Genomic DNA, 21,783 nt, shown 5'->3' with positions numbered 1-21,783 from the left:
TACAGGGCGAGGATCAGAGCGTCTTCAGCAGGGCGTCGTAGGCAGTGGCGTCCATCAACGCGTCGAGCTGGCCGGGGTTGCTCAGCTTGACCTTGAAGAACCAGCCGGCCTTCAGCGGGTCGGTGTTGGCCAGCGCCGGGTCGTCGCGCAGGGCTTCGTTGACCTCGGTGATCTCGCCGTCCACGGGCATGTAGACGTCGGCCGCGGCCTTGACGGATTCGACGACGCCGGCGATGTCCTTCTCGGCGAAGGTCTTGCCGACTTCGGGCAGGTCCACGAAGACCACGTCGCCCAGCGCGTCCTGCGCATGCACGGTGATGCCGACCGTGGCTGTGCCGTCGCCGTGCACTTCAAGCCATTCGTGATCGGGGGTGTACTTGATGCTCATCGTTCAGGCTCCGAGTGGATTAGCCGCGGTAGTAGCGGTTGGGGGTGAAGGGGGTGGAAGAAACAACCATGGGCGTGCGCTTGTCGCGCACGACGGCAAAGACTTCGGTGCCAACGGCGGTGTGGGCCTTGTCGAGGTAGGCCAGCGCCACCGGCTGGTTGACGGTCGGGCCGAGCGTGCCACTGGTGACGGTGCCGATCTCGGTGCCATTCGCATCGATGATCTTGGCGCCCTCGCGCACGGGCATGCGCTCCTTGCCGACCAGGCCCACGCGCTTGCGTGCGGCGCCGTTGGCGAGCTGCTCGTCGATGACGGCGGCGCCCGGGTAGCCACCGGCACGCGCACCACCGGCGCGGCGCACCTTCTGGATGGCCCAGGTGATGGACGCTTCGACCGGCGTGGTCGTCTCGTTGATGTCGTGGCCGTACAGGCACAGGCCCGCTTCCAGGCGCAGCGAGTCGCGCGCGCCCAGGCCGATGGGCTTGACCTCGGCGTGGCTCAGCAGCTTGCGCGCCAGTGCGACGGCGTCGTCCTGGTGGACGGAGATCTCGTAGCCGTCCTCGCCGGTGTAGCCCGAGCGGGTCAGGAAGGTGTCAATGCCGTCGAGGCTGAAGAAGCCGCCGGTCATGAAGGTCAGTTGGGCGACCTCGGGGTTCAGGCGGGACAGCACGTCCACGGCCTGCGGGCCTTGCAGCGCCAGCAGCGCGCGCTCGGGGACAGGAATGACCTCGCAGCGCGAGCCGATGTGCTTTTGCATGTGGGCAATGTCCTGCTCCTTGCAACCGGCGTTGACGACCACGAACAGGTCGTCGGGGCGCTTGCAGACCATCAGGTCGTCCAGCAGGCCGCCTTGCTCGTTCGTGAACAGGGCATAGCGCTGCTTGAAGACGCCCAGGTCGACGATGTCGACCGGCACCAGCGTTTCGAGCGCTGCGGCGGCATCAGCGCCGACCAAACGTACCTGGCCCATGTGCGACACATCGAACAGGCCCGCGGCGGCGCGCGTGTGCTTGTGCTCGGCCATCACGCCAGCGGGGTACTGCACCGGCATGTCGTAGCCGGCGAAGGGCACCATCTTGGCGCCGAGTTCGACGTGAAGGGCGTGAAGAGGTGTTTGCAGCAAAGAGGACATCAATGGCTCCGACGGATTCGGGGTGTGGATGTCCTCGCTGTCCCTGGTACCTGAGAGATTGACAAGGCGGTGTGCAGTCCCGCGCTCGCTTGCCCCTTCGGTGGACCGGCTCAGGGGCCGGCCTCTCTCCAGTGAGGAACGCCGCCAGTGTCTGCCACGGACGGCGTTTTGTCAGTCCTTCTGCCTGAGCGTTCGGATCACAAGGACCCTGCGCCTTCGGCGGCCCCCAACTGCACCGGGGCGCTCTCCTGACAGCCGATATTCTAGACGTGCCATGCGCCGCTCAGTTGGATTTGCCCTTCTTCTTGCCGCTGGCAGGCTTGGCAGCCTTGACCGGCGCGGCCTTCCTGGTGAGCGGCCGGGTCATGGCGACCCGCACGGGGGGCCTGGCGGTGACCGGTGCGGCAGTCGCGGGAGCGCCCAGCGCAACGATCTCGATGAAGATCTTCTCGCGGGCCGACGCAGCTTGCAGCTTGGCGAACAGTTGGTCGAAGGCGGCGCGGCTCTTGCCGATGAAGTCCGCGGACTGGGTCTGGCCGACCAGCAGGCAGCCTTCGGTGTCGGCATCGGTGTTGCCCGCATGGATGCGCACGCCGTCGAAGTTGGGCACGTTGAGCAGCAGCGGCAGCAGGCGCTTGAAGCGCTCGGAGAAGCTGATGATGACTTCGTAGCTGCCGGCCGGGATGGCCGTCATGCCCTTGACCTTGACCGGGCGCACGACGTCCTCCAGCGTGAAGCACTCAAACTGGCCGTCGATGTGCATCTCGCCAAGGGTGCTGCGGGCGCTGGACGCCTGGCGGAAGACCTGGATCTGCATGCGGGCTCCTGGCTGACGCCGCCGACGCTGGCGGCTGCCCGAGTATGGGCAGCCGCGCGAACGCCAGCACCCTCACGCTTGGGGACGGGCCGGCCCGCTTCAGTCCCGGGCTCAGTCGCCGAGGTGGCCGGACTCCAGGGCCTCGCCGTCGATCGGCATGGTCTTGCCGTCGGCGCCTTCGAAGAACAGCGGTTTGCGGGCCTTGGCCACCGGTGCGACCTGGTTCATCGTCGCCGCGTCGAACAGGCGGCCGTTCTGCATGACTTGCGCGATGCGGTCGGTCTGCCGGATGTCGGCCAGCGGGTTGCCGTCGATGACGACCAGGTCGGCCAGCTTGCCGGGTTCCAGCGAGCCCAGGTCCTTGTCGAAGCCGAAGTTGCGTGCCGGGTTGATGGTGGCCGTGCGCAGCGCCTCGTGCGGCGTCATGCCGCCCAGCACGAACATCCACATCTCCCAGTGCGCGCCCAGCCCTTCGCGCTGGCCATGGGCACCGATGGAGGTGTTGACGCCCGCACGTGACAGCGCCGTCGCGGTGCGGGCCACGCGGATGATGTTGAAGTCCTCCTCGGGTGCGGTCTCGCGGCGCACCGAGCGCGGTTCCAGCACGGTGCGCGGCACATAGCGGCTCAGCAGCGGATGCTTCCAGACGTCCGTGCGGGCGTACCAGTAGTGCTCGCCGTCCAGGCCACCGTAGCCGACGTTCAGCGTGGGCGTGTAGCCGACGGCGTTCTGGCTCCACAGCTGCTTGACGTCGTCCCAGACCTCGGCCAGCGGCAGCGCGTGCTCGACGGTGGTGTGGCCGTCGACGACCATGCTCATGTTCAGCTGGAACAGCGAGCCGCCCTCGGGCACGACCATCATGCCCGTCTGGCGCGCGGCCTCCAGCACCTGCTGGCGCTGGTCGCGGCGGGGTTGCTGGTAGCTCTTCACGCTGATCGCACCCTCGGCCTTCTGGCGGTTCAGGTGGGTCAGTGCGTCGTCCAGGCTGTTGACGTTGGAATAGAACGGCGTGCGCGCGCCGTACAGGATGGTGCCGGTCGAATAGATGCGCGGGCCCAGCACGAGGCCGGCGCGCTGCATCTCGGCCTGCGTGAAGATGGCCGCGCTGAGGTTGGACGGGTCGTGCAGCGTCGTCACGCCGAAGGCCAGCGACGCGAGGTTGACCCAGCTCTGCTGCGGGATCAGGCCCGAGTCGTTCATCGCGCCGTGCCAGTGCGCGTCGATGAAGCCCGGCACGATGGTCTTGCCGCTGGCGTCGATGCGCTTGGCGTCGGCGGGAATGGCGATGTCCTTGCCGATGGCCGCGATGCGGTTGCCGTCGACGACGACCGTGCCGCCCTCGATGACCTCGTCGCCCTTCATCGTCACGATGCGCGCGCCGGTCAGCGCGATCTTGCCGCTGGGCTTGTCGCTGGCCTGCTCGAAGCCGATCTTCTGGCTGGTGGCCTTTTGCTTGTCAGTGCTCTTGCCTTCGGCATTGGCCGTGAACAGCTCGTCGCCCAGCACGAAGTGCAGCCGCTTGCTGTCACCGCTCCAGTGCAGCGCCGAACCGGCGTTCACGTCCAGCTGGCGCACCGGCAGCGCGTCCATCTTGGCGCCCACGGTGATGGTCTTGCCCGACTGGCCTTGCACGCTCGGCAGCGGCATCACATAGGCGTGATAGCGCTCGACGAAGCCCAGCCACTGGCCGTCCGGCGACACGCTGTACTCGGCCGCCGCGTCGCTGCGCGCCACCTCGGTTTCCGTGCGGTCACGCAGGTTCAGGCGTGTCAGCGCGAAGCGCTGCTCGACCTCGCTGGTGCTGCTGGTCTTCGTGAAGAACAGCTCGTCGCTCTTCGCGCCGAACTGCGCGCCGCTGCCTTCCTTGCTGATGCGCTCGGGCTTGCCCGAGCCATCGGCCGCGGCCAGGTACAGGCCGGTCTCCAGGCTGTACCAGGGGCTGGTCAGGCCGCCGCCCTTGACCTTGCGGTAGACGACCTGCTTGCCGTCGGGTGACAGACGCGGCTCCAGGTACTTGCCGGGTTCCTTGACGACGACCGTCTCCTTGCCCGAGGCGACGTCCAGGCGGCGTACCGTGCCCTGCGTGTCGTCACGCCAGGTCGCGTAGACCAGGCTTTTGCCGTCGCGCGACCAGTTCGGCGCGAACTCGAAGGCCTCGTCCTGCCGGGTCAGCCGGCGCGGTGTGCCGTCGGGCAAGTCCTTCACGTACAGCGAGCCCAGCGCCGAGTAGACGACGCGCTTGCCATCCGGCGACACCTGGGCGCCGCGCAGCTGATGCACGGCGAACTTGCTCGGCGCGACGTCCTGTGCAAAGCGCATCGGCTCGCGCAGCTCGCGCGTGTCCTTGACGTGGAAGGGGATCTCGGCGGCCGTGCCCTTGAACGGGTCCACGCGCCAGATCTTGCCCTCGGCCCAGACGACGATTTCCTTAGCTCCCGGCATCCACGCGAAGCTGGGGTACACGCCCCACATCGCCCAGATTTCCTGCAGGTCGCGCGACAGGCCGCTCCAGGCCGGGCGCTCGACGCCGGTGGCCAGGTCCTTCAGGAACAGCGTGCTCTGGTTGCGCACGCGGCGCACGAAGGCCAGGTACTTGCCATCCGGTGACGGCGTGGGCCGCACGGCGCCGCCAGGGCCTTGCACGAAGGCCTCGACGCTGCCGTCGCTCAGGTCCTGGCGGAAGATCTTGTAGATCTCGCCGTTGCTGTCCTTGTTGTACTCGAACACGCGGCCGGGCGTCGTGTCCTGCGAGTAGTACAGGTACTTGCCATCGGGCGACACGGCCGGCTCGCCCAGGTCCTTCTGCCAGTTCGGCTTCTCGTTGAGCTGCACGCCCTTGTTCTTGGCGGCGTCACCGTCGACGTGGAACAGCCAGATCTCGCCCGAGCCCGCGCTGCGCGTGCCGGTGTAGTGCTTGCGCGCCAGCAGGTACTTGCCGTTGGGGTGCCAGACAGGGTTGTTCAGCAGCCTGAAGTCTTCCTTGGTCACGGCGCGCGCGCCGCTGCCGTCCGCGTTCATGACCCAGATGTTGTCACCGCCGCCCGCGTCGCTGAGGAAGGCGATCTGCTTGCCGTCCGGCGAGAAGCGCGCCTGGTACTCCCAGGCAATCGAGTGGGTCAGCGGCTTGGCCTCGCCGCCGGCGATGGGCAGCGTGTAGAGGTCGCCCAGCAGGTCGAAGACGAGGGTCTTGCCATCGGGGCTGACGTCCACGCTCAGCCAGGTGCCGGTCTTCACGTCGATGTTGGCCGTCTTGGCCACGCCGGGCGGGGCGTTGACGTTCCAGGGCGCCGGCTTGGGCGCTTCCTTGGTGGCGTCCTTGGGAGCTTCTTGCGCGTTCGCGGCCAGGGCTGCGGCCAGCAGCAGGGCGGGGGCGGCGTTCAGACGGGGCATGGAGGCAGGTGTTGGGAAGACCAAAACCTTCGATGCTAGCGACGCAAGACTCGCCCCCCGTTCGTCACGCCCCCGCCAGGGCCAGGGCTTCGCTCAAGTTCAGGGTTTGTCCCGAGGCCCAGGCCGCGACCGTGCGTTCGCGGCCGAGCTGGGCGCCGGCCAGGCGGCGCACGCGGGCCAGTGCCCGCGCCTCGCGCGTGCCCAGTGCCCCCAGGTGGCGCTGCCAGTACTGCTCGGCAAAGGCCGCCAGCTGCAGCGCGCGCACAGGGTCGCGCAGCCTGGCCAGCGGGCGGGGAAAGAGCTGCAGCGTCAGTGCCCGCGCATGCAGGTGCTGGCGCGCATGGGCGATGCGCAAGGCCTGGCGTGCGGCGGCCAGCGCGGCGGGCCAGTCGCGCCGCGATTCGTGGGCCATGGCCAGCGAGTAAGCCGCGTCGAGCTGGCCCACGCCATCGCCGTCTGCCTCCGCCATGCGCTGGCAGGCGCTGATCCAGGCCACGGCTGTCGCGACGTCGCCCAGCTGGATCAGGCACTGCGCGCGATTGCGCAGCCGCGCCGCGGCCTGGCGCGAGTGGCCCACCGCCTCCCACAGGTCCTGGGCACGCGCGTACAAGGCCTCGGCCTGCGCGGGCTGGCCGCGCGATACCGCGATGGCCGCCAACTGCTGCCAGGCGCGCGCCTCGGTGGTCACGTCGCCGACGCGGCGGGCCAGCGCCACGGCCTCTTCGAGCGGGCGGGTCTGGCCTTGCTCGCGGTTGTCGCCGGCCAGCAGCACCCAGGCGCGGCGCACCAGGGCCGGCGCGCGCGCGGCCGGGTCGGCGCCGGCGAGCTGCAACGCGCGCTCGGCCTCGGCCAGCGCGAGCGCACGGTCGCCATGCGTGAACGCCAGGTGGGCGCGCAGCTCATGGCCGGCCGACGACGGCGGCGCCAGTTGCAGCAGCAGGCCCAGCTGGTCGACCAGCGTGCGGTCCACGCCATCGCTTTCCCAGCAGGGGCGCATGGCCAGCGCCAGGCGCAGCCCGGTGGAGGCGTCGCCATCGTCGGCCGCGCTGCTGATCAGCGCACGGGCCTGCTCACGCCGCGGCCCCCAGTCGTTGATGGGCGCCTGCAGGCCCAGCGATGCGGCCCAGTCGCACAGCGAGGCGCGCAGCGTGCAACGCGCCTGACGTTGCTGCGCCGGCTCGACGCGGGCGAGCACGCCACGGCGCAGCAGCTCCAGCATGCGGTAGCGCGGTTCGGCGTCGCCGCCGGCCTGGATCAGCGAGTGCCCGGTCAGCTCGTTCAGCAGGGCGGGCGTGCCGTCCAGGTCTGCCACGTCGGCCCAGGCGAAGGCGCCGGGCAGGGCGGCCAGGCGCTGCAGCAGCGCGCGTGGCTCGGGGCCCAGCAGCGCCAGGCTCCAGTCCAGCAGGCCGGCCACCGACGCATGGCGGGGCGCGCGGGTGGGACTGGCCAGCCAGGCGGGGAGGGCGCCGGATCCAGCACCGGACGGCGTGTCCTGGCCGCGCCACTGCGCCAGCATCTGCGCCGGCGAGAAGCTGCGCACGCGGGCAGCGGCCAGCTCCAGCGCCAGCGGCAGGCCCTCCAGTTCGCGGATCAGCTCGGTCAGCGCCGCCTGGTTGTCACGGCTGGCGTGGAAGTCGGCGCGCGCGGCGCGGGCGCGGTCGATGAAGAGGGCCAGCGCGGTGTCCTGCGCCGCATCTTCAGCACCGGCAAGGGGCGCCACGTCGACCAGCGTTTCGCCGTCCAGTTCCAGCGCGTGCCGGGACGTGACCAGCAGGCACAGCGTCGGCGCCGCCGCCAGCAACCGCTGCACGGCCAGCGCGACGATGCCGATGGCTTGTTCGGCGTTGTCCAGCACCAGCAGGCGCAGGCCGGCGGGCTCCTGCAGCGCGGCCTCGATGGCGGGCCAGCCGCCGCCGCGCGTGACCGTCAGCGCGCGCTCCAGCGCGGCCACGAGGCCGGCTTCGTCGCGCACCTCGGCCAGCGCGGCCATGCCGCAGCTCCAGTCCAGCTCGCGGAACTGCAGCCAGGCGAGTTCCACCGCCAGCCGCGTCTTGCCCACGCCGCCCGGGCCGATCAGCGTCAGCAGGCGCAGCTGGGGCAGTTGCGCAGCCAGCGCCTCAAGCCGGCCGGGTGGCGCGAAATAGCGCGTCAGATAACGCGGCAGGCTGGTCACGAACGAGGGCAGGGCGGGCGGGGTCGGTGCGACGGGCGTTGACGCCGACACCGGCGCGTGCGCGGGCAAGGCCTCAGCCAGCGCGGCAAAGCGGTGGCGTTCCTGCACCACCCAGTCGTCGAAATGGCCGGGCAGCAACTCACCACCGTAGTGGTGCGCGGCACGAGTCGCCTCGAACTCCTGCACGTCGCTGGCCAGCGCGCCGGGCAGCAGCGAGACTTGCTGGCGGTCGGCGTTGAAGAGGGGCGCCTCGTCCGTTTCCAGCAGCGCGCGCAGCGTGGACAAGGTCTGGCGCAGCCGGTTGCGGCCCACGTCCAGTTCCACGCCGGGCCACAGCAGCTCAACCAGTTCCTCGCGCGGATGCTGGCGCCTGGGCGCCAGCGCCAGGCGGGCCAGCAGCAGCGTGGCGGCCCGGCTGGGCAGCCGCGTCAGCTCGACACGGCCGGCCCGCTCGATCTCGAAACCGCCGAGCAGGCGCAGCCGCAGCATGGGCTCAGAGGATCCACCACAGGAACAGGCCGCCGAAGATCAGCCACTGCAGCCCGTAGTAGGCAAAGCGGCTCCTGGCCTTGATGCGCTTGCCGAACATGCGCACCTGCTGCACGTAGGCAAACAGCTTGTTGATGCCGCCGGTGCGGTCGGTGTCCGAGTTGGGCGCCGACGCGGCACGGATCAGCGTGTGGCTGATGAAGTGGTTGAACCAGCGCGCCACCGGGTTGTTCAGCGGCCGCTCGATGTCGCAGAACAGGATGATGCGCATCATGTCCGACTGGTTCTCGGCGTAGTGCAGGTAGGTCTCGTCGAAGATGACGCCCTCGCCGTCGCGCCAGAAGTAGCGCTCGCCGTCCACCGAGATGTAGCAGCTGTCGGCGTTGGGTGTGACCAGGCCCAGGTGGTAGCGCAGCGAACCGGCGAAGGGGTCGCGATGCGTGACCAGGCGGCCACCCGGCGGCAGCGCGGCAAACATCGCGGCCTTCACGGTCGGGATGCGCTGCAGCAGCTCGGTCGTCACCGGGCACAGCTCGCGCGCGGACGAATGCGCCTCGTCGTACCACTTCAGGTGAAAACGCGTCCAGCCGGTCTTGAAGAAGCTGTTGAAGCCGGCGTCGTTGTACTTGTCGGACTTCTTGATCTCGCCGGCCTCGGCCAGCTTGTAGGCTTCGGCGCGGATGTCTTGCCAGTGGTCCTCCAGCAGCTTGAGTTCCTTGAACTCGCTGACCGGCAGGTAGGGCTTGGCCGGCAGCTTGGAGAACAGGTACATCAGGCAGTTGATCGGCGCCATGAAGGTCGAGTGATCCGTCAGCTGGCGCCAGAAGCGCAGGCGGACACGACCTCGGAAATGCACGTAGACCGTGCTGGCGATGAAGATCGCGACGATGGCGAGCTTGATGTAGGGAATGTCGTGAGTCATCGTGCGTAGAAGTCGGCCTCGCCGGGCGGGCGCGACTTGAAGCGCTTGTGCAGCCAGAAGTACTGATGCAATTGTCGCCGCGCCTGCGCTTCGATCACAGCGTTCATGCGCGTGGCGTCGGCGACGACGTCGTCGGTCGGGAAACCGTCCAGCGCCGGCTCGATGACCAGCGTGTAGCCATCGGCCTCGCGCCTCGGGTAGCAGGGCAGCACGGCCGCCTTGGTGACGGCGGCCATGCGCGACAGCCCGCCGATGGTGGCCGCCGGTACGCCGAAGAAGGGCACGAACACGGAGTCGCGGTGGCCGAAGTCCTGGTCGGGCAGGTAGTACAGGCGGTAGCCGTCCTTCAGCGCGCGCAGCGTGGGCCGCGTGCCCTGTTGGCGCGAGAAGATGATGCCCGTGCCCAGGCGCAGCCGCCGGGCGCGGAAGAAGGCGTCCAGCCAGGGGTCCTTCTGCTTGGAGTAGATGCTGACGACGGGCGTCTCCAGCGAGATGCGCAGCCCCGCCAGGTCCAGCCCGGTGAAGTGCGGCATCATCAGGATGACCGGCCGCCCGTCCAGTGCGCGCAGGTGCTCGATGCCCTCGATGCGCATCAGCCGGCGCAGCCGCTCGGGCGACGCGAACCAGCAGTAGCCGTACTCCAGCAGCATCTGCACCATGGCCACGAAATGCCGGCGCAGCAGGCGACGGCGCTCGGCCGGCGTCCAGTCCGGCAGGCACAGCTTCAGGTTCACGTCACCGATGTGCCGGCGCGACGACGGCAGCGCCGCAATCAGGCTGCCGACCAGCCAGCCCAGCGCCGACAGCGCTCGAAACGGCAGCCAGCTGAGCAGCCAGACCAGGCCGACCAGCAGCCTCAGGCCCACCGGCGCGCTCCCTGGGGCGACCCATGCGACCGGCGCGGGCCCTCTTGTTTTTGCAGGAATCTCATTTGAAATCAACGGCCTGAGCCAGGCGTTCTAGTCCGTGCTGCCGGGCAGCGTCGACGACAAACGAGAGAGTAACAGTCGGTTCCGGCCGCTCACCTCGGCCGTGGACGTCGCGCTAGCGTTACTGGAACCGCGCCCGGCACTTGATGCCGGCCGGGATTTCGCCCTTGGGGTTGGGCAGCTCCAGCCGCACGCCGAAGGTGCCGCTGGCGGCGTCGACGACGCGGTCGACGATGGTGACACTGGCCGTGTAGCGACCGGTCAGCGGCGCCTCGGCGTCGACGCTGGCCTTGTCGCCGCGCTTGACCTTGCCGTACATGCCCACCGGCAGCACCACCTCCACGCGCAGCGGGTCAGTCTGCGCCAGGCGCAGTACCGGCTTGGCGCTCTCGCCGGCCTGCGCCACCTCGCCGACCGACTGCAGCCGCTCGGTGACGACGCCGCTGATGGGGCTGCGCAGCCGGCGCTGCTCGACGGTCTCGCTGAGGCGGCGCTGCTCCAGCGCGGCCAGGCGCTGGTTGTCCTGGGCCTCGACCAGGTTGCCCTCGGCCACGCGCATCTCGGCGAACGAATCGTCGCGGTCCTGCGTGGCGATGTAGCGCTCCTTGACCAGCGCGTCGCGGCGCTGGAACTTGTCCTTGGCGGCCGACAGCCGGCTGTCGGCGCTCTTGAGCTGGCCCTGCATGACGGCGCGGAACTTGGCGCCCTCCAGCGCGGCGCGCTCGACGGCCGTGTCCAGCTCCACCAGCACCTGGCCCTTCTTGACCTCCATGCCGCGCTCGGCGTGGATGGCGTCGATGCGGCCCTCGACGGCGCTGCGCAGCTCGACGCGCTGCATGGGTTCGATCAGGCAGGTGTAGCCGGGCTCGGCGCTCCAGGCGGGCGCGGTGCAGATCAGCAGGGGGAGGAGAGAAAGCTTGGCAGTCATGTCGGGTCGCCGGAGAAGGCGGTTATGCGGTCGAGTTGGTGGTCCTGGCGCATCGTCTCGCGCCTGGTGCGGGCGTGCATGCGCTCGGCACGCCCTTGCGCGGCAGCGCGCGTGCGCTGCAGCAGCCGCTGCAAGCCGGCGCCGCCGGAGGCCTGCGCCCAGCGCAGCAGGCCGGCCTCGGCGCCGCCGTGCTGGCGCAGTAGTTCGTCGTCCAGCGCGACGATGGCGATGGCGGTGCCGGGGTCGCCCTGGCGGCCGCAACGGCCGACCAGCTGGCGGTCGATGCGCGGCGACTCGTGGTACTCGGTCAGCACCACGCACAGGCCGCCCAGCTCGTGCACGCCGTCGCCCAGCGCGATGTCGGTGCCGCGGCCGGCCATGTTGGTGGCCACCGTGATGGCGCCGCGCTGGCCGGCCTCGCCGACGATGGCCGCCTCCAGCGCGTCCTGGCGTGCGTTCAGCACGCGGTGCGGCAGGCCGCGGGCCTCCAGCAGCGCGCCCAGCCGCTCGGAGGACGCCACCGAGCGTGTGCCGACCAGCACCGGCTGGCCGGTGCGGTGGCGCTCGGCGACGAAGTCGGCCACGGCCGCCCACTTGGCGACCTCGTCGGGCAGCAGCCTGGGCGGCAGGCTGACGCGCGCGCTGGCGCGGTGCGTCGGGACGGCGACAGTGGCGAGGTGGAAGACCGATGCGAACTCGCTCGCCATCTCGCGCGCCGTGCCGGTCATGCCCGACAGGCGCAGGTAGCGACAGAAGAAGCGCTGGTAGGTGATGCGGGCCTGCGTCGTCGTGCGGGGGCTCAGCTCGACGCCTTCCTTGGCCTCGATCATCTGGTGCAGGCCTTCCTCCCACGTGCGGCCCGGCAGCACGCGGCCGGTGTACTCGTCGATGATCTGCACCTTGCCCTCGGCATCGACCAGGTATTGCTCGTCGCGCAGGAACATGTACAGCGCCCGCAGCGCCTGCGTGCCCAGGTGCTCGCGCTGGTGGGCCGCGGCCCAGGGCCCGCCCAGGCCGGCCGCCGCCCGGGCCAGCGCCTCGCGGCCGGCGTCGGTCAGCGCCAGCTCGCGGCGCGCGGCGTCGATGCGGTAATGCATATCGCGCTCAAAGGCTGCCACCAGCGCCAGCGCCTGCGCGTGCGACTCGGCATGCTCCACGTCGCCGGCCTGCACGGCCAGGATCAGCGGTGTGCGTGCCTCGTCGATGAAGATGCTGTCGGCCTCGTCGACGATGGCGAAATGCAGGCCGCGCAGCGCCGGTGCGGCAGGCCCGCCGTGCGGGCCGGCCACCAGCCGGCGTGCGCGCAGCTGGGCGGCGCTGGTGCGGCCGCCCAGCGCGACGCGGTCGCGCAGGTAGTCGAACACCAGCTCCTTGTTCGTGCAGTAGGTGATGTCGCAGGCATAGGCGCGCACGCGGTCCTCGCGCTCCACGCCGTGCGCCACGACGCCCACGCTCAAGCCGGCCAGGTTGAAGAGTGCGCGGTTCTTGTCGGCGTCGCGGCCGGCCAGGTAGTCGTTGCAGGTCACCACGTGCACCGGCAGCCTCGCCACGCCGGCCAGGCAGGCGGCCAGGCCCGCGGTCAGCGTTTTGCCCTCGCCGGTCTGCATCTCGGCCAGTTGGCCGCGCAGCAGCGTCATCGCGCCGAACAGCTGCGTGGGGTAGGGCAGCAGGCCCAGCGCGCGGCGTGCCAGCTCGGCGGTGGCGACCAGCGCCTCGCGCAGCTCGGGCCGGCGCAGCTCGCGCACGGCGGCCGGCGCGATCCTGCGCAAATGGGCCAGCAGCGCGGCGTCGTCCAGCGCGCGCAGCCGCGGGCCTTGCTCGGCCAGCAGGGCGGCCAGGCGCGCGACCTCGCGGGCCGAGGGCGGCGCCAGCCGGCGGCGCAGGCTGCTCAACAGGCCCAGTGCCCAGGCATCGGCCGACGAGGGCGGCTTGTCCTCGCGTTCGGGGAAGGCCGTGCGGGCCAGTCGCAGCGCGCTAGACATGCAGCGTGGACAGGAAGGCCCGGCGCAGCGATCGCCAGGCGCGCAGGCCGATGGGTTCGGCCGGGTGCTCGAAGCGCACGTGCACGCGGCTGCCGAGGAACTCGTGCGGCACCTCGGCCGGCAGCTGCAGCTCGAACTCAAACACCGACTCCAGCGTGCGCAGCCCTTGCTCGTCCTGCGGGTCGGTCATGAACTGGCCGCCGCCCTGGCTGCCCAGCACCGCGCTGGGCAGCTGGCGGCTGGCCGACGGCACGCTGCGCATCAGCGTGGCGGGCCAGATGGACGCCATGCGCTGCGGCAGCCGCACCTCCACGCCGTCGGTGGACAGGCGCACGGCGTCGACGTCCGACTGCGGCACGACGACGCGCACCAATGGCGCGTCGCCCGTGCGCAGATAGCCCACCACCTCGCCCTTGCGCAGCCAGCGGCCCGGCAGGTCGGCGCCGTGGTCCATCAGCAGCGTGCCGGCGGCGCCCGCGCGCAGCGTCAGCTGGGCGGCCTCGTCCTGCAGCCGGGTCAGCGCGGCGCGCTCGCGGTCCAGCTCCTTGAGCAGCTGTTGCGCGCGCGCCTGCGACGTCACCCAGGCGGCGTCCACCTGGGCTTCGGTCTCCTCGACCTTGGCGGCCTGGGCCTGCAGCCGGGCGTCCAGCGCCGGCTCCACCGTGTCGACGATGGCCTGGCCGGCGCTCAGCACCTGGCCGGGCTGGGCCAGCACGCGCTGCGCGAAGCCGGCGGTGGACGCACGCACGATGGCGCGCTCGGGCAGCCACAGCACGCCCTCGGCCTGCGTGTGATACGGCAGCGGCAGCACGAACAGCAGCAGCCCCGCGACGGTGACGCTGGCCGCCAGCACGCGCTTCACGCGCCGGCCGCGGGCGGCGAAGCGCGGCGCCGTCAGCAGCGCATGCACGCCCTTTACGAGCGGCCAGAGGACGCCCTGGCCCAGGCTGAAGGCGGCCAGCGCCACGCCGATGAAGAAGAAGTGCTGCGCCACGAACAGCGCGATGCCCAGCGACACCGTCAGCCGGTAGACGGCCGCCAGCGGCTGGTAGCCCAGGAACCAGCGCCGCTCGCCGGGCGTGACGGCCATGGGCTCGTCCGGCACGACGCCGAAGACGCGCTGCTCGATGCGCTGCAGCCAGTACTGGCGGGCGCGCTGGCCCAGGTTCGGAACCTCGATCAGGTCGCCGAGGATGTAGTAGCCGTCGTAGCGCAGCAGCGGGTTGGCGTTGAAGAACAGCGTCGTCACGCTGGCCAGCACGGCCACGCCGTGGGCGATGCCGCGGGCGATGCCGGGCTCCAGCATCAGCCAGGCATAGAAGGCCAGCGCGGCGATGAACAGCTCCGCGCCCATGCCGGCCGCGCCGACCAGCGCGCGCTGCCACTTGCCGGCGAAGGCCGACGAGTTGCTGACGTCCACATAGGGCACCGGGTAGAAGGCCAGCAGCATGACGCCGGCCTCGTGCACCTCGCCGCCATGCCATTTGCAGGCCAGGCCATGGCCCAGCTCGTGGGCGATCTTCACCAGCGGGAACAGCACGGCCAGCATCAGCAGATGGCCCGAGGCCAGCCACTGGTCGCTGAAGTTGTGCGTCAGCTCGCGCCAGTGCGACGGCAGCAGCAGCACGGCCGGCAGCACGACGGCCAGCCAGGCAAACATTAGCGTGCGCCCGCCCAGCGGCCGCAGCGCGCGCGCCAGCCGGCCCAGCAGCCGGTCCGGGTCCAGCAGCGGGAAGCGCATGGAGATCGGGTTGGCCAGGCGCCCCATCCATTTGCGGCGCTCATGCTTGTCGCGGCGCTCGAACAGCTCGGCCGTGTCCGGCGTCACGTCGCCCAGCAGCAGGTCGGCCGCGTGCAGCTGGCCCAGCAGCTTGACGATGTCGGCCTGCGTGGGCGTGGTGTCGGTCACCTCGCGGGTCAGCAGCGTCCAGATGTCGTCCAGGCTGCGCCGCCCGTCCAGCAGGCCGATGACGCCCCAGGCCTGGGCGTTGAAGCGGTGATGCCGGCCGCTGGCGCGGTCCTCGAACACATGCCAGACCTCGCCGCGGTACTCGTGGCGGTGCAGGCGCACATGGCTGCGCAGCCGCGGGCGAAGACCCGCGACGCGGAACCAGTAGGGCGCCAGCAATGCGCGTGAGCTCACGGCAGCACCTTCCACCACGCCAGCCGTGCCCAGTCCAGCAGCGGGTGGGTCCACGCCCACAGCAGGCTCGCCGTGCCGGCGTCCACCTTGCCGACGCCCTCCATGTTGGGACTGAGCTGGGGCGTCTGGCCACCCAGCTCGGCCTCGACGCGGAACTGGTTGCGGCCGTCCTCGGGCACGGACACCGGCGTGATCTTCTTGACCTTGAACGGCCAGCGCTGCCCCGGCAGGCTGGCCAGCACCAGCGTGCCCGCGGCGCCCGGCTGCACGTGGCCGATGTCGCGCTCGTCGACCTTCAGGATGACGCGCCAGGTGTTCAGCGGCGCGATCTCGAACAGCACCTTGCCCTGCTCGACCGGCGAGCCCAGTTGCTGCGACAGGTCGCCCTTGACGACGATGCCGTCGAACGGCGCCGTGATGGCCACGCGCTCCAGCTTGGAGCTTGCCAGGTCCAGCTGCGCGCGGGCCTGGTTGGCCTGGGCAGCGGCCAGGCGCTGGTCGACGCGACTGTTGCGCGCCATGGCCTCGCGCTCCTTGCGCTGCGCCACCTCCAGCTCGGACTCCCAGCGGTTCTTCTCCAGCAGCAGGTCCTTGTCCTCCAGTCGCGCCAGCAGCTGGCCGGTCTTGACCGTGTCGCCCGCGCGGGCGGGCGCTTCGCGCACATAGCCTTCGAACGGCGCGACGGCGGCGCGCTGCTGGGCGCCCTCGACGACGGCGGAGGCCGTCACGTGATAGGGCACGGGCACGATGGCCAGCAACAGCAGCAACAGCGCGGCGGTGCCGAGGCCCAGCTTGAGGGCGGGGTGCGAGGTGTCTGTGACCCGCCCCAGGCCGCGGCGGGTCGAGCGCAGCAGCCGCCCGGCCGCGCCCTGGCCGGCATCGCGCTGCAGCAGCAGCAGCGGGCCGATGGCCGGCGCCAGCGTGTCCAGCAGCTCGACCTCGTCGCCCGTGAACGGCCGGTCGCGTTCCAGCAGCAGCACGCCCACCGTCTCGTGCGCGGCCACCAGTGGCAGGCTGCACAGCGCCTGGGCCCCGGCCTCGTGGGCGTAGCGCGCATGGCCGGCCGTGACGGCCAGGTCCGCGACGCCCTCGACCGGTGCCGGCGCGGGCCACAGCAGGCGCTGGCCCTGGTCGAAGGCCTCGTGCATGGCCTGCAGCGCGGCCTGCGCCTGCTGGCTGCGGTCGTCGGACACGGCGGCGTGCGAGACGGCCTGGCGGCGCAGCGTCTTGCCGTCGGCCAGCGCCAGCTGCACCTGGTGGCAGCCCAGCTCGCGGCCGACCGTGTGCACCAGCGCCAGCGCGGCCTCGCGCAGGCCCGGTTCGGCCTGCAGCGCCAGCACGGTGTCCAGCAGCACGCGGGCCTGGCGGGCGCCGGCGTTCACGCGGGCCTGGTCCAGCTGGCGCATCAGGTCCAGCAGCCAACCGGCACCCCAGTGCGTCAGCTGGCGGGCGCGCTCGGCGGCGGCCGCGTCGGCGGGCCCCAGGTCCAGCACGACGGCGCCGGACAGCTGGTCGCCCTGGGTCAACGGGTAGGCCAGCAGCGCGGCGCCGGCCTCGGTGTGGCGCAGCACGCCAGCGCGCTGGCGCAGCGCTTCGGTGGCGATGTCGGCCAGGTAGGCCAGCTCACGGCCCGGCGGCTCGACGGCCACGGGCGCGTAGGCGCCGTCGGGCTGGGCCATCAGCACCAGGCCGGCGGGCGCGCGCAGCAGTGCGCGGCACAGCACGGCCAGCCACGCCTGGGCGAGCTGGTCGCCGGTGCGGGCCAGGGCCAGGGCTTGCCAGGCGTCGGCGGGCAGGGCGGTGTGCGTGGTCTGGGGCGGGAGGGTGGACATGAAATCCTGGGTGGGAGCCGGCCGCAGGTTAGCGGCCGCCCACGGGGCAGGGAAGACCGCGCTCACGGGGCGGTCTTGGGTATTAAAAACGGCGGATTCTCAGGGGGCGCTCGTGCGCAGCATCAGCTGGTCCAGCCCGCGCAAGTCTTCTTCCGTCAGCGCGCCGGCGGCGGCCTTGAGTTGCAGACCGGCCATCAGCGTCTGGTAGCGCGCGGCGGCCAGGTCCTTGCGCGTCGCAAAGAGCTGTTGCTCGGCGTTGAGCACGTCCACCCGGGTGCGTGTGCCAACCTCGAAGCCGCGCGTGGTCGACTTGACCTGGGTCTCGCCCGAGATCAGCGCCTGGCGCAGCGAGGTGTACAGCGCCGCGCCGGACTGCACGCCCAGCCAGGCCTGGCGCGCGTCCAGCTTGGCCTGTGCGCGCGCGTTCAGCAGCTCCTGGCGGGTGCGCTCCAGGTTGGCGACGGCCTCGCGGGTGCGCGACTGCGTGGCCCCGCCCTGGTAGATGGGGAACTGCAGCTCCAGGCCGGCGCGGTAGTCGCGCGCATTGCCGGGCGACACGTAGGCGGTGGACGAGCGCTCGGAGGCGCTGACGACGATGTCGATGGTGGGGCCGCCGGCGGCGCGCTGGCGTTCGATCTCCAGCTTGGCCACCTGCTCGGCCGTCTCGCCGGCAGCGACCTGCAGCGAGTCGATGGGCGCGCGTTCCAGCAAGGTGCCGCCCTGCGTCTCGCTGACGACGGTGACGCCGGCCTCGGGGTCGACGGTGGCCAGCGGCGGCAGCTCGCGACCGATGAGCTTCTCCAGCGTGCGGCGCTTGACCTCCAGGTCGTTGCGCGCGCCGATCTCCTGCGCCGTGCCGATGTCGTTGCGGGCCTGGGCCTCGTTCAGGTCGGTGATGCTGGACAGGCCCACGTCGAAGCTGCGCTTGGACTGCGCCAGCTGCTGCGCGAAGGCATCGCGCTGGGCCGTCATCGCGGCCAGCGCATCCTGCGCCTGCAGCACGTCGAAATAGGCCTTGGACACGCGCAGCAGCAACTCCTGTTCGGCCAGGCGCAGCTGCTGGTCGGCCAGCGCGGCCTGCAGCACGCCCTGTTCGTAGCCGCGGTAGTTGGCCACCCGCATCAGCGGCTGCGTCAGCGTCACGTTCCAGGGGCGGTTGGAATAGACGCGCTGACCGTTGGCGACGGCGCTGCTGCGCTCGACGTCGCGCTGCAGCGTGGCACTGGCGGTGACGGTGGGCAGGATGCCGGCGCGCCCCTGGGCCTCCTTCTCGCGCCCGGCCGCGGCGGTGGCCTGCGCGGCACCGAAGACGGGGTCGGCCGCACGGGCCTGCTGATAGATCTCGCTGAGCGTGTCGGCCTGGGCGCCGGCGCCGAGCAGCATCGCGGCCGCCGCCAGCGCCACGCCGGCAAGCCGGGGGCCGCGGGTGACCAGGCGTTGCGTCACGGCGGGGTTGCGGGGTTCAAACATGGTCTTGTCCTCGGGAATCTGAAATGAAAGAGCGGGGCGGCCACCGCGGGTGCGGTCGCCGTTCATGGTTTGATGCGCCAGCGGTTCACCAGGCTGGCCGGGCGGTCCAGCCAGCCAGCCAGCCAGCCGGCGGCCTGGTCGGCGCCGGCCGCGGGCGTGCCGACGCGACCCGGCTCGAGGCGCAGGCGGACCGGGGCGTCCTCGCCCTCGTCGCGGCGGCGCCAGCGGCCCACGGCCAGCACAGCGGCACCGCCCAGCCCGCCGCTGGCGGCCCAGACGCCGTCGGCGGCTTGGACCGGTTCGGCAGCCGGCGCGGCCTCGCCCAGCAGCACCGGGCGCTTGACCGTCATGCGCGCCTTGAACGGGCTGCCGGGCTGGCCGTCGACGTTGCCATCCAGCACCTCGCCGTCGACGCTGACGAAGCCGCCTGCGTCGGTGCGCAGCAGGATCTCGAACTCGCCGTCCGGCAACTGGCCGCCGTCGGGCACGAACAGGAAGCCCGCGCCGTCGGGGTCCAGCAGCAGCCGGCCCGCCAGCTCGCGGCCGTTCAGCAGCACGACGATGTCGCGGCTGACCAGGCCGGCCGCCAGCGGCGCGCCATGGGCCAGCGCGCGCAGGTCCAGCGCCTTGTTGAAGCGCACGTGGATGCCGCCGGCGGTGGCGAACAGCGAACTGACGTACAGCGCCGGGCGCTCGCCGGCGCCGGTCGGGAACCTCTCGATCAACGCGGCGATGGCCTCGGGCGTCAGCGGCTGCGGCAGGCTCTGCATGCTGGCCGACAGGCTGTCCTGCACGGCATGGGCCAGCGGCTGCACGTTCCAGTGGGCCGACTGCGACAGGCTGGTCACGCCGAAGTCGGTGGGAGCGCCGTTGCCCACGTTGATGCCCACGCGCAGCGCATCGACGCTGTTGATGGCCGTGCGCGCGTCCAGCCCGCCGCCGACCGTGATCGGCTGCGGGGTGGGTGGCGGCGTCGTCAGCGCGAGTACGTTGACCAGCGGCGCGTCGAAGGCGTAGCTGCCGTCCTCGTCGACGACGAGCAGGCGGATCTGCACGCCGGCCTGCGCGGCCTGGTAGACGTGGCTGGCCTGCGTGGCACCCGGCACCAACACCTGCACCTGGCCGTCGCCCCAGTCCACGGCCAGCGACGAGACGCCGTCCTGGCCCGGGTCGGCCAGCGTGAAGCCCAGCGTGTAGACGTCACCGGCCTGCACGCTGGCCGCGCCGCTGAAACTGACGGTCGGCGCCACGTTCTTGACGTGGACGACGAAGCGGGCCTGCGCGGTCGCACCTTCGGCGTCGCGCACCTGGGCCGTGAAGACCGCGTCGAGCGCGCCGTCCGGCGCGCGCCAGCTGATGCGGCCCTGCGCGTCGATGGTGGCGCCGGCCGGTGCGTCCAGCAGCGAGTAGCTGAGCGGGCCGGTGGCGTCGATGTCGCTGGCCTGCAGCGTGACGGTGATCTGGCCGCCTTCGTCCACGGTCTGGTCGGCAACGGCCTGCAGCACGGGCGCGTCATTGACCGGCGTGACCGTGATGGCGACCTGGGCCGCGCCGCTGTTGGCGCTGCCGTCGTTGACGCGGTAGCTGAAGCTGTCGGTGCCGAAGAAGTCGGCGTCCGGCGTGTAGCTGAAACTGCCGTCGGCCTGGGCCAACAGCCGGCCGTGGCTGGGCGCGCTCAGCACCTCCACCGTCAGGCTGCGACCCGGGCCGGCCTGGTCGTTGGCGCGCACGTCAAAGCGCAGGCTGCCGTCCTCGGCCAGTGTCAGGCTGTCATTGACGGCGACCGGGGCCGGCGGCTGGGCGGTGACGGTGATGGTCACGGTGGCCGGGGCCGAGGCCAGCTGGCCGTCGCTGGTGACGTAGCTGAAACTGTCGCTGCCGACGAAGCCGGCGTCCGGCGTGTAGACCAGGCGGCCGTCGGCCGCGACCGTCACCGTGCCATGGGCAGGGCCGCTGGCGACGCTGGCCGTCAGCGGGTTGCCGTCGGCGTCGCTGTCGTTGGCCAGCACGTCCAGCGTGACGGCCTGGCCTTGCGCGGTGGTGGCCGTGTCGTTGGCGGCGACCGGCGCGTGGTTGCCTGGCAAAGCCGTCACGGTGATGGTGACGGTGGCCGCCGCCGAACTCAGCTGGCCGTCGCTGGCGACATAGGTGAAGCTGTCGCTGCCGATGTAGCCGGCGTCGGGCGTGTAGACCAGTCGGCCGTCGGCCGCGACCGTGACCGTGCCGTGCGCCGGGCCGGTGGCGACGCTGGCGGTCAGCGCATTGCCGTCGGCGTCCTGGTCGTTGGCCAGCACGTCCAGCGCGATGGCCTGGCCTTGCGCGGTGGTGGCGGTGTCGTTGGCCGCGACCGGTGCGCGGTTGACCGGCGGTTGCGCCAGGACAGTGATCGTGACGGTGGCCGCGGCCGACGCGAGCTGGCCGTCGCTGGCGATGTAGCTGAAGCTGTCGGCGCCGACGAAGCCGGCATCGGGCGTGTAGACCAGGCGGCCGTCGGCCGCCACGGTCACCGTGCCGTGGGACGGGCCGGTGTCGATGCTGGCCGCCAGCACGTTGCCGTCGGCGTCCTGGTCGTTGGCCAGCACGTCCAGCGTGATGGCCTGGCCCTGCGTGGTGGTCGCCGCGTCGTCGGCGGCGACCGGTGCGTGGTTGACCGCCGGCGTCACCGTGATGCTGACCAGGGCCGGTGCCGAGTTGGCGCGGCCGTCGTTGAGCTGGTAGCTGAAGCTGTCGCTGCCGACATAGCCGGCCACCGGCGTGTAGCGCAGCGTGCCGTCGGGCTGCAGGGACACGCTGCCGTGGGTCGGTGCGGTGAGCACCGTGACCTGCAGCGCATCGCCGTCGGCGTCGCTGTCGTTGGCGCGCACGTCGAAGCTGACCTGCTGGCCGGCGGACGTCGTGACGCTGTCGGGGTTGGCCACCGGCGCCGCGTTGGCGGGGCCGCCGGCCGGCGTCACGGTGATGGTCACCGTGGTCGGCTCGGACCAGCTGATGCCGTCGCTGACGCGGTAGCCGAAGCTGTCACTGCCGCTGAAGCCGGCCGCCGGCGTGTAGGTGACGCGGCCGTCGGGCAGCAGCGTCAGCTGGCCGTGGGCCGGGTTGCCGATGAGCTCCAGCGTCAGCGGGTCGCCGTTGGCGTCGCTGTCGTTGGCGCGCGGGTCGAAGGTCAGCGGCGTGTCCTGTGCCGTGAT

Annotated in this window: 13 protein-coding genes and 2 riboswitches (1 of these 15 only partly in view); all 13 genes read right to left on the bottom strand. The window is 71.5% G+C overall.

Annotated elements, in window-relative coordinates; genetic code table 11:
• Positions 1–13: 13 nt before the first annotated feature.
• Positions 14–388, bottom strand: coding sequence for a glycine cleavage system protein GcvH (gene gcvH, locus AC1D29_RS21175; protein ID WP_477901088.1), 375 nt, complete (start codon positions 386–388; stop codon positions 14–16).
• Positions 389–407: 19 nt separating this feature from the next.
• A complete protein-coding gene (gcvT, locus tag AC1D29_RS21170; protein WP_477901086.1) occupies positions 408–1,520 on the bottom strand; it encodes a glycine cleavage system aminomethyltransferase GcvT in 1,113 nt (370 codons plus the stop codon).
• Between the two features lie 27 nt (positions 1,521–1,547).
• A riboswitch (glycine riboswitch) is annotated at positions 1,548–1,662 on the bottom strand.
• Between the two features lie 20 nt (positions 1,663–1,682).
• Positions 1,683–1,781, bottom strand: a riboswitch (glycine riboswitch).
• A 22-nt stretch (positions 1,782–1,803) separates the two neighbouring features.
• Positions 1,804–2,337 (bottom strand): DUF5675 family protein, encoded by a 534-nt coding sequence (locus AC1D29_RS21165; protein ID WP_477901084.1) that lies wholly within the window; start codon positions 2,335–2,337, stop codon positions 1,804–1,806.
• Between the two features lie 111 nt (positions 2,338–2,448).
• Positions 2,449–5,727: an amidohydrolase family protein gene (locus AC1D29_RS21160; RefSeq protein ID WP_477901082.1), complete on the bottom strand. Its 3,279-nt coding sequence runs from the start codon at positions 5,725–5,727 to the stop codon at positions 2,449–2,451.
• Positions 5,728–5,791: 64 nt separating this feature from the next.
• Positions 5,792–8,389 carry an ATP-binding protein gene (locus tag AC1D29_RS21155; protein WP_477901080.1) on the bottom strand — a complete coding sequence of 866 codons (2,598 nt, stop codon included), beginning with the start codon at positions 8,387–8,389 and terminating at the stop codon, positions 5,792–5,794.
• A 4-nt stretch (positions 8,390–8,393) separates the two neighbouring features.
• The gene (locus tag AC1D29_RS21150; protein ID WP_477901108.1) at positions 8,394–9,290 is read right to left on the bottom strand and encodes an aspartyl/asparaginyl beta-hydroxylase domain-containing protein; all 897 of its coding nucleotides are present in this window, start codon (positions 9,288–9,290) and stop codon (positions 8,394–8,396) included.
• 17 nt (positions 9,291–9,307) lie between these two features.
• Positions 9,308–10,177, bottom strand: coding sequence for a lysophospholipid acyltransferase family protein (locus tag AC1D29_RS21145; RefSeq protein WP_477901078.1), 870 nt, complete (start codon positions 10,175–10,177; stop codon positions 9,308–9,310).
• Between the two features lie 184 nt (positions 10,178–10,361).
• Positions 10,362–11,168, bottom strand: coding sequence for an efflux RND transporter periplasmic adaptor subunit (locus tag AC1D29_RS21140; protein WP_477901076.1), 807 nt, complete (start codon positions 11,166–11,168; stop codon positions 10,362–10,364).
• Positions 11,165–13,150, bottom strand: a complete 1,986-nt coding sequence (locus tag AC1D29_RS21135; RefSeq protein ID WP_477901074.1) for a preprotein translocase subunit SecA — start codon at positions 13,148–13,150, stop codon at positions 11,165–11,167. The genes AC1D29_RS21140 and AC1D29_RS21135 overlap by 4 nt, the downstream gene beginning before the upstream one ends.
• Positions 13,143–15,293, bottom strand: a complete 2,151-nt coding sequence (locus tag AC1D29_RS21130) for a PqqD family peptide modification chaperone (protein ID WP_477901072.1) — start codon at positions 15,291–15,293, stop codon at positions 13,143–13,145. Before AC1D29_RS21130 ends, AC1D29_RS21135 begins: the two co-directional genes overlap by 8 nt.
• Entirely contained in the window at positions 15,290–17,125 is a 1,836-nt protein-coding gene (locus AC1D29_RS21125) for a GAF domain-containing protein (protein WP_477901070.1), read from the bottom strand. Before AC1D29_RS21125 ends, AC1D29_RS21130 begins: the two co-directional genes overlap by 4 nt.
• Before the next feature lie 99 nt (positions 17,126–17,224).
• Entirely contained in the window at positions 17,225–18,595 is a 1,371-nt protein-coding gene (locus AC1D29_RS21120; RefSeq protein WP_477901068.1) for a TolC family outer membrane protein, read from the bottom strand.
• A 62-nt stretch (positions 18,596–18,657) separates the two neighbouring features.
• Positions 18,658–21,783, bottom strand: partial view of an Ig-like domain-containing protein gene (locus tag AC1D29_RS21115; protein WP_477901066.1) — the end only. Its footprint extends 39,633 nt past the window's final position; 3,126 of the gene's 42,759 nt are visible here — the last part of the coding sequence; its start codon lies beyond the right edge, outside the window; the stop codon is at positions 18,658–18,660.

The sequence above is a fragment of the Roseateles sp. P1_C6 genome, from assembly GCF_056406315.1.
The sequence above is the reverse complement of the archived record's forward strand: the minus strand, read 5'-3'. Positions and strand labels throughout refer to the sequence as shown.

Bases quoted from the DNA above. Each gene is read 5' to 3' on its own strand.
- gcvH (WP_477901088.1), bottom strand. From the start codon at position 388: ATGAGCATCAAGTACACCCCCGATCACGAATGGCTTGAAGTGCACGGC.
- AC1D29_RS21165 (WP_477901084.1), bottom strand. From the start codon at position 2,337: ATGCAGATCCAGGTCTTCCGCCAGGCGTCCAGCGCCCGCAGCACCCTT.
- AC1D29_RS21155 (WP_477901080.1), bottom strand. From the start codon at position 8,389: ATGCTGCGGCTGCGCCTGCTCGGCGGTTTCGAGATCGAGCGGGCCGGC.
- AC1D29_RS21125 (WP_477901070.1), bottom strand. From the start codon at position 17,125: ATGTCCACCCTCCCGCCCCAGACCACGCACACCGCCCTGCCCGCCGAC.
- AC1D29_RS21160 (WP_477901082.1), bottom strand. From the start codon at position 5,727: ATGCCCCGTCTGAACGCCGCCCCCGCCCTGCTGCTGGCCGCAGCCCTG.
- AC1D29_RS21120 (WP_477901068.1), bottom strand. From the start codon at position 18,595: ATGTTTGAACCCCGCAACCCCGCCGTGACGCAACGCCTGGTCACCCGC.
- AC1D29_RS21135 (WP_477901074.1), bottom strand. From the start codon at position 13,150: ATGTCTAGCGCGCTGCGACTGGCCCGCACGGCCTTCCCCGAACGCGAG.
- AC1D29_RS21140 (WP_477901076.1), bottom strand. From the start codon at position 11,168: ATGACTGCCAAGCTTTCTCTCCTCCCCCTGCTGATCTGCACCGCGCCC.
- gcvT (WP_477901086.1), bottom strand. From the start codon at position 1,520: ATGTCCTCTTTGCTGCAAACACCTCTTCACGCCCTTCACGTCGAACTC.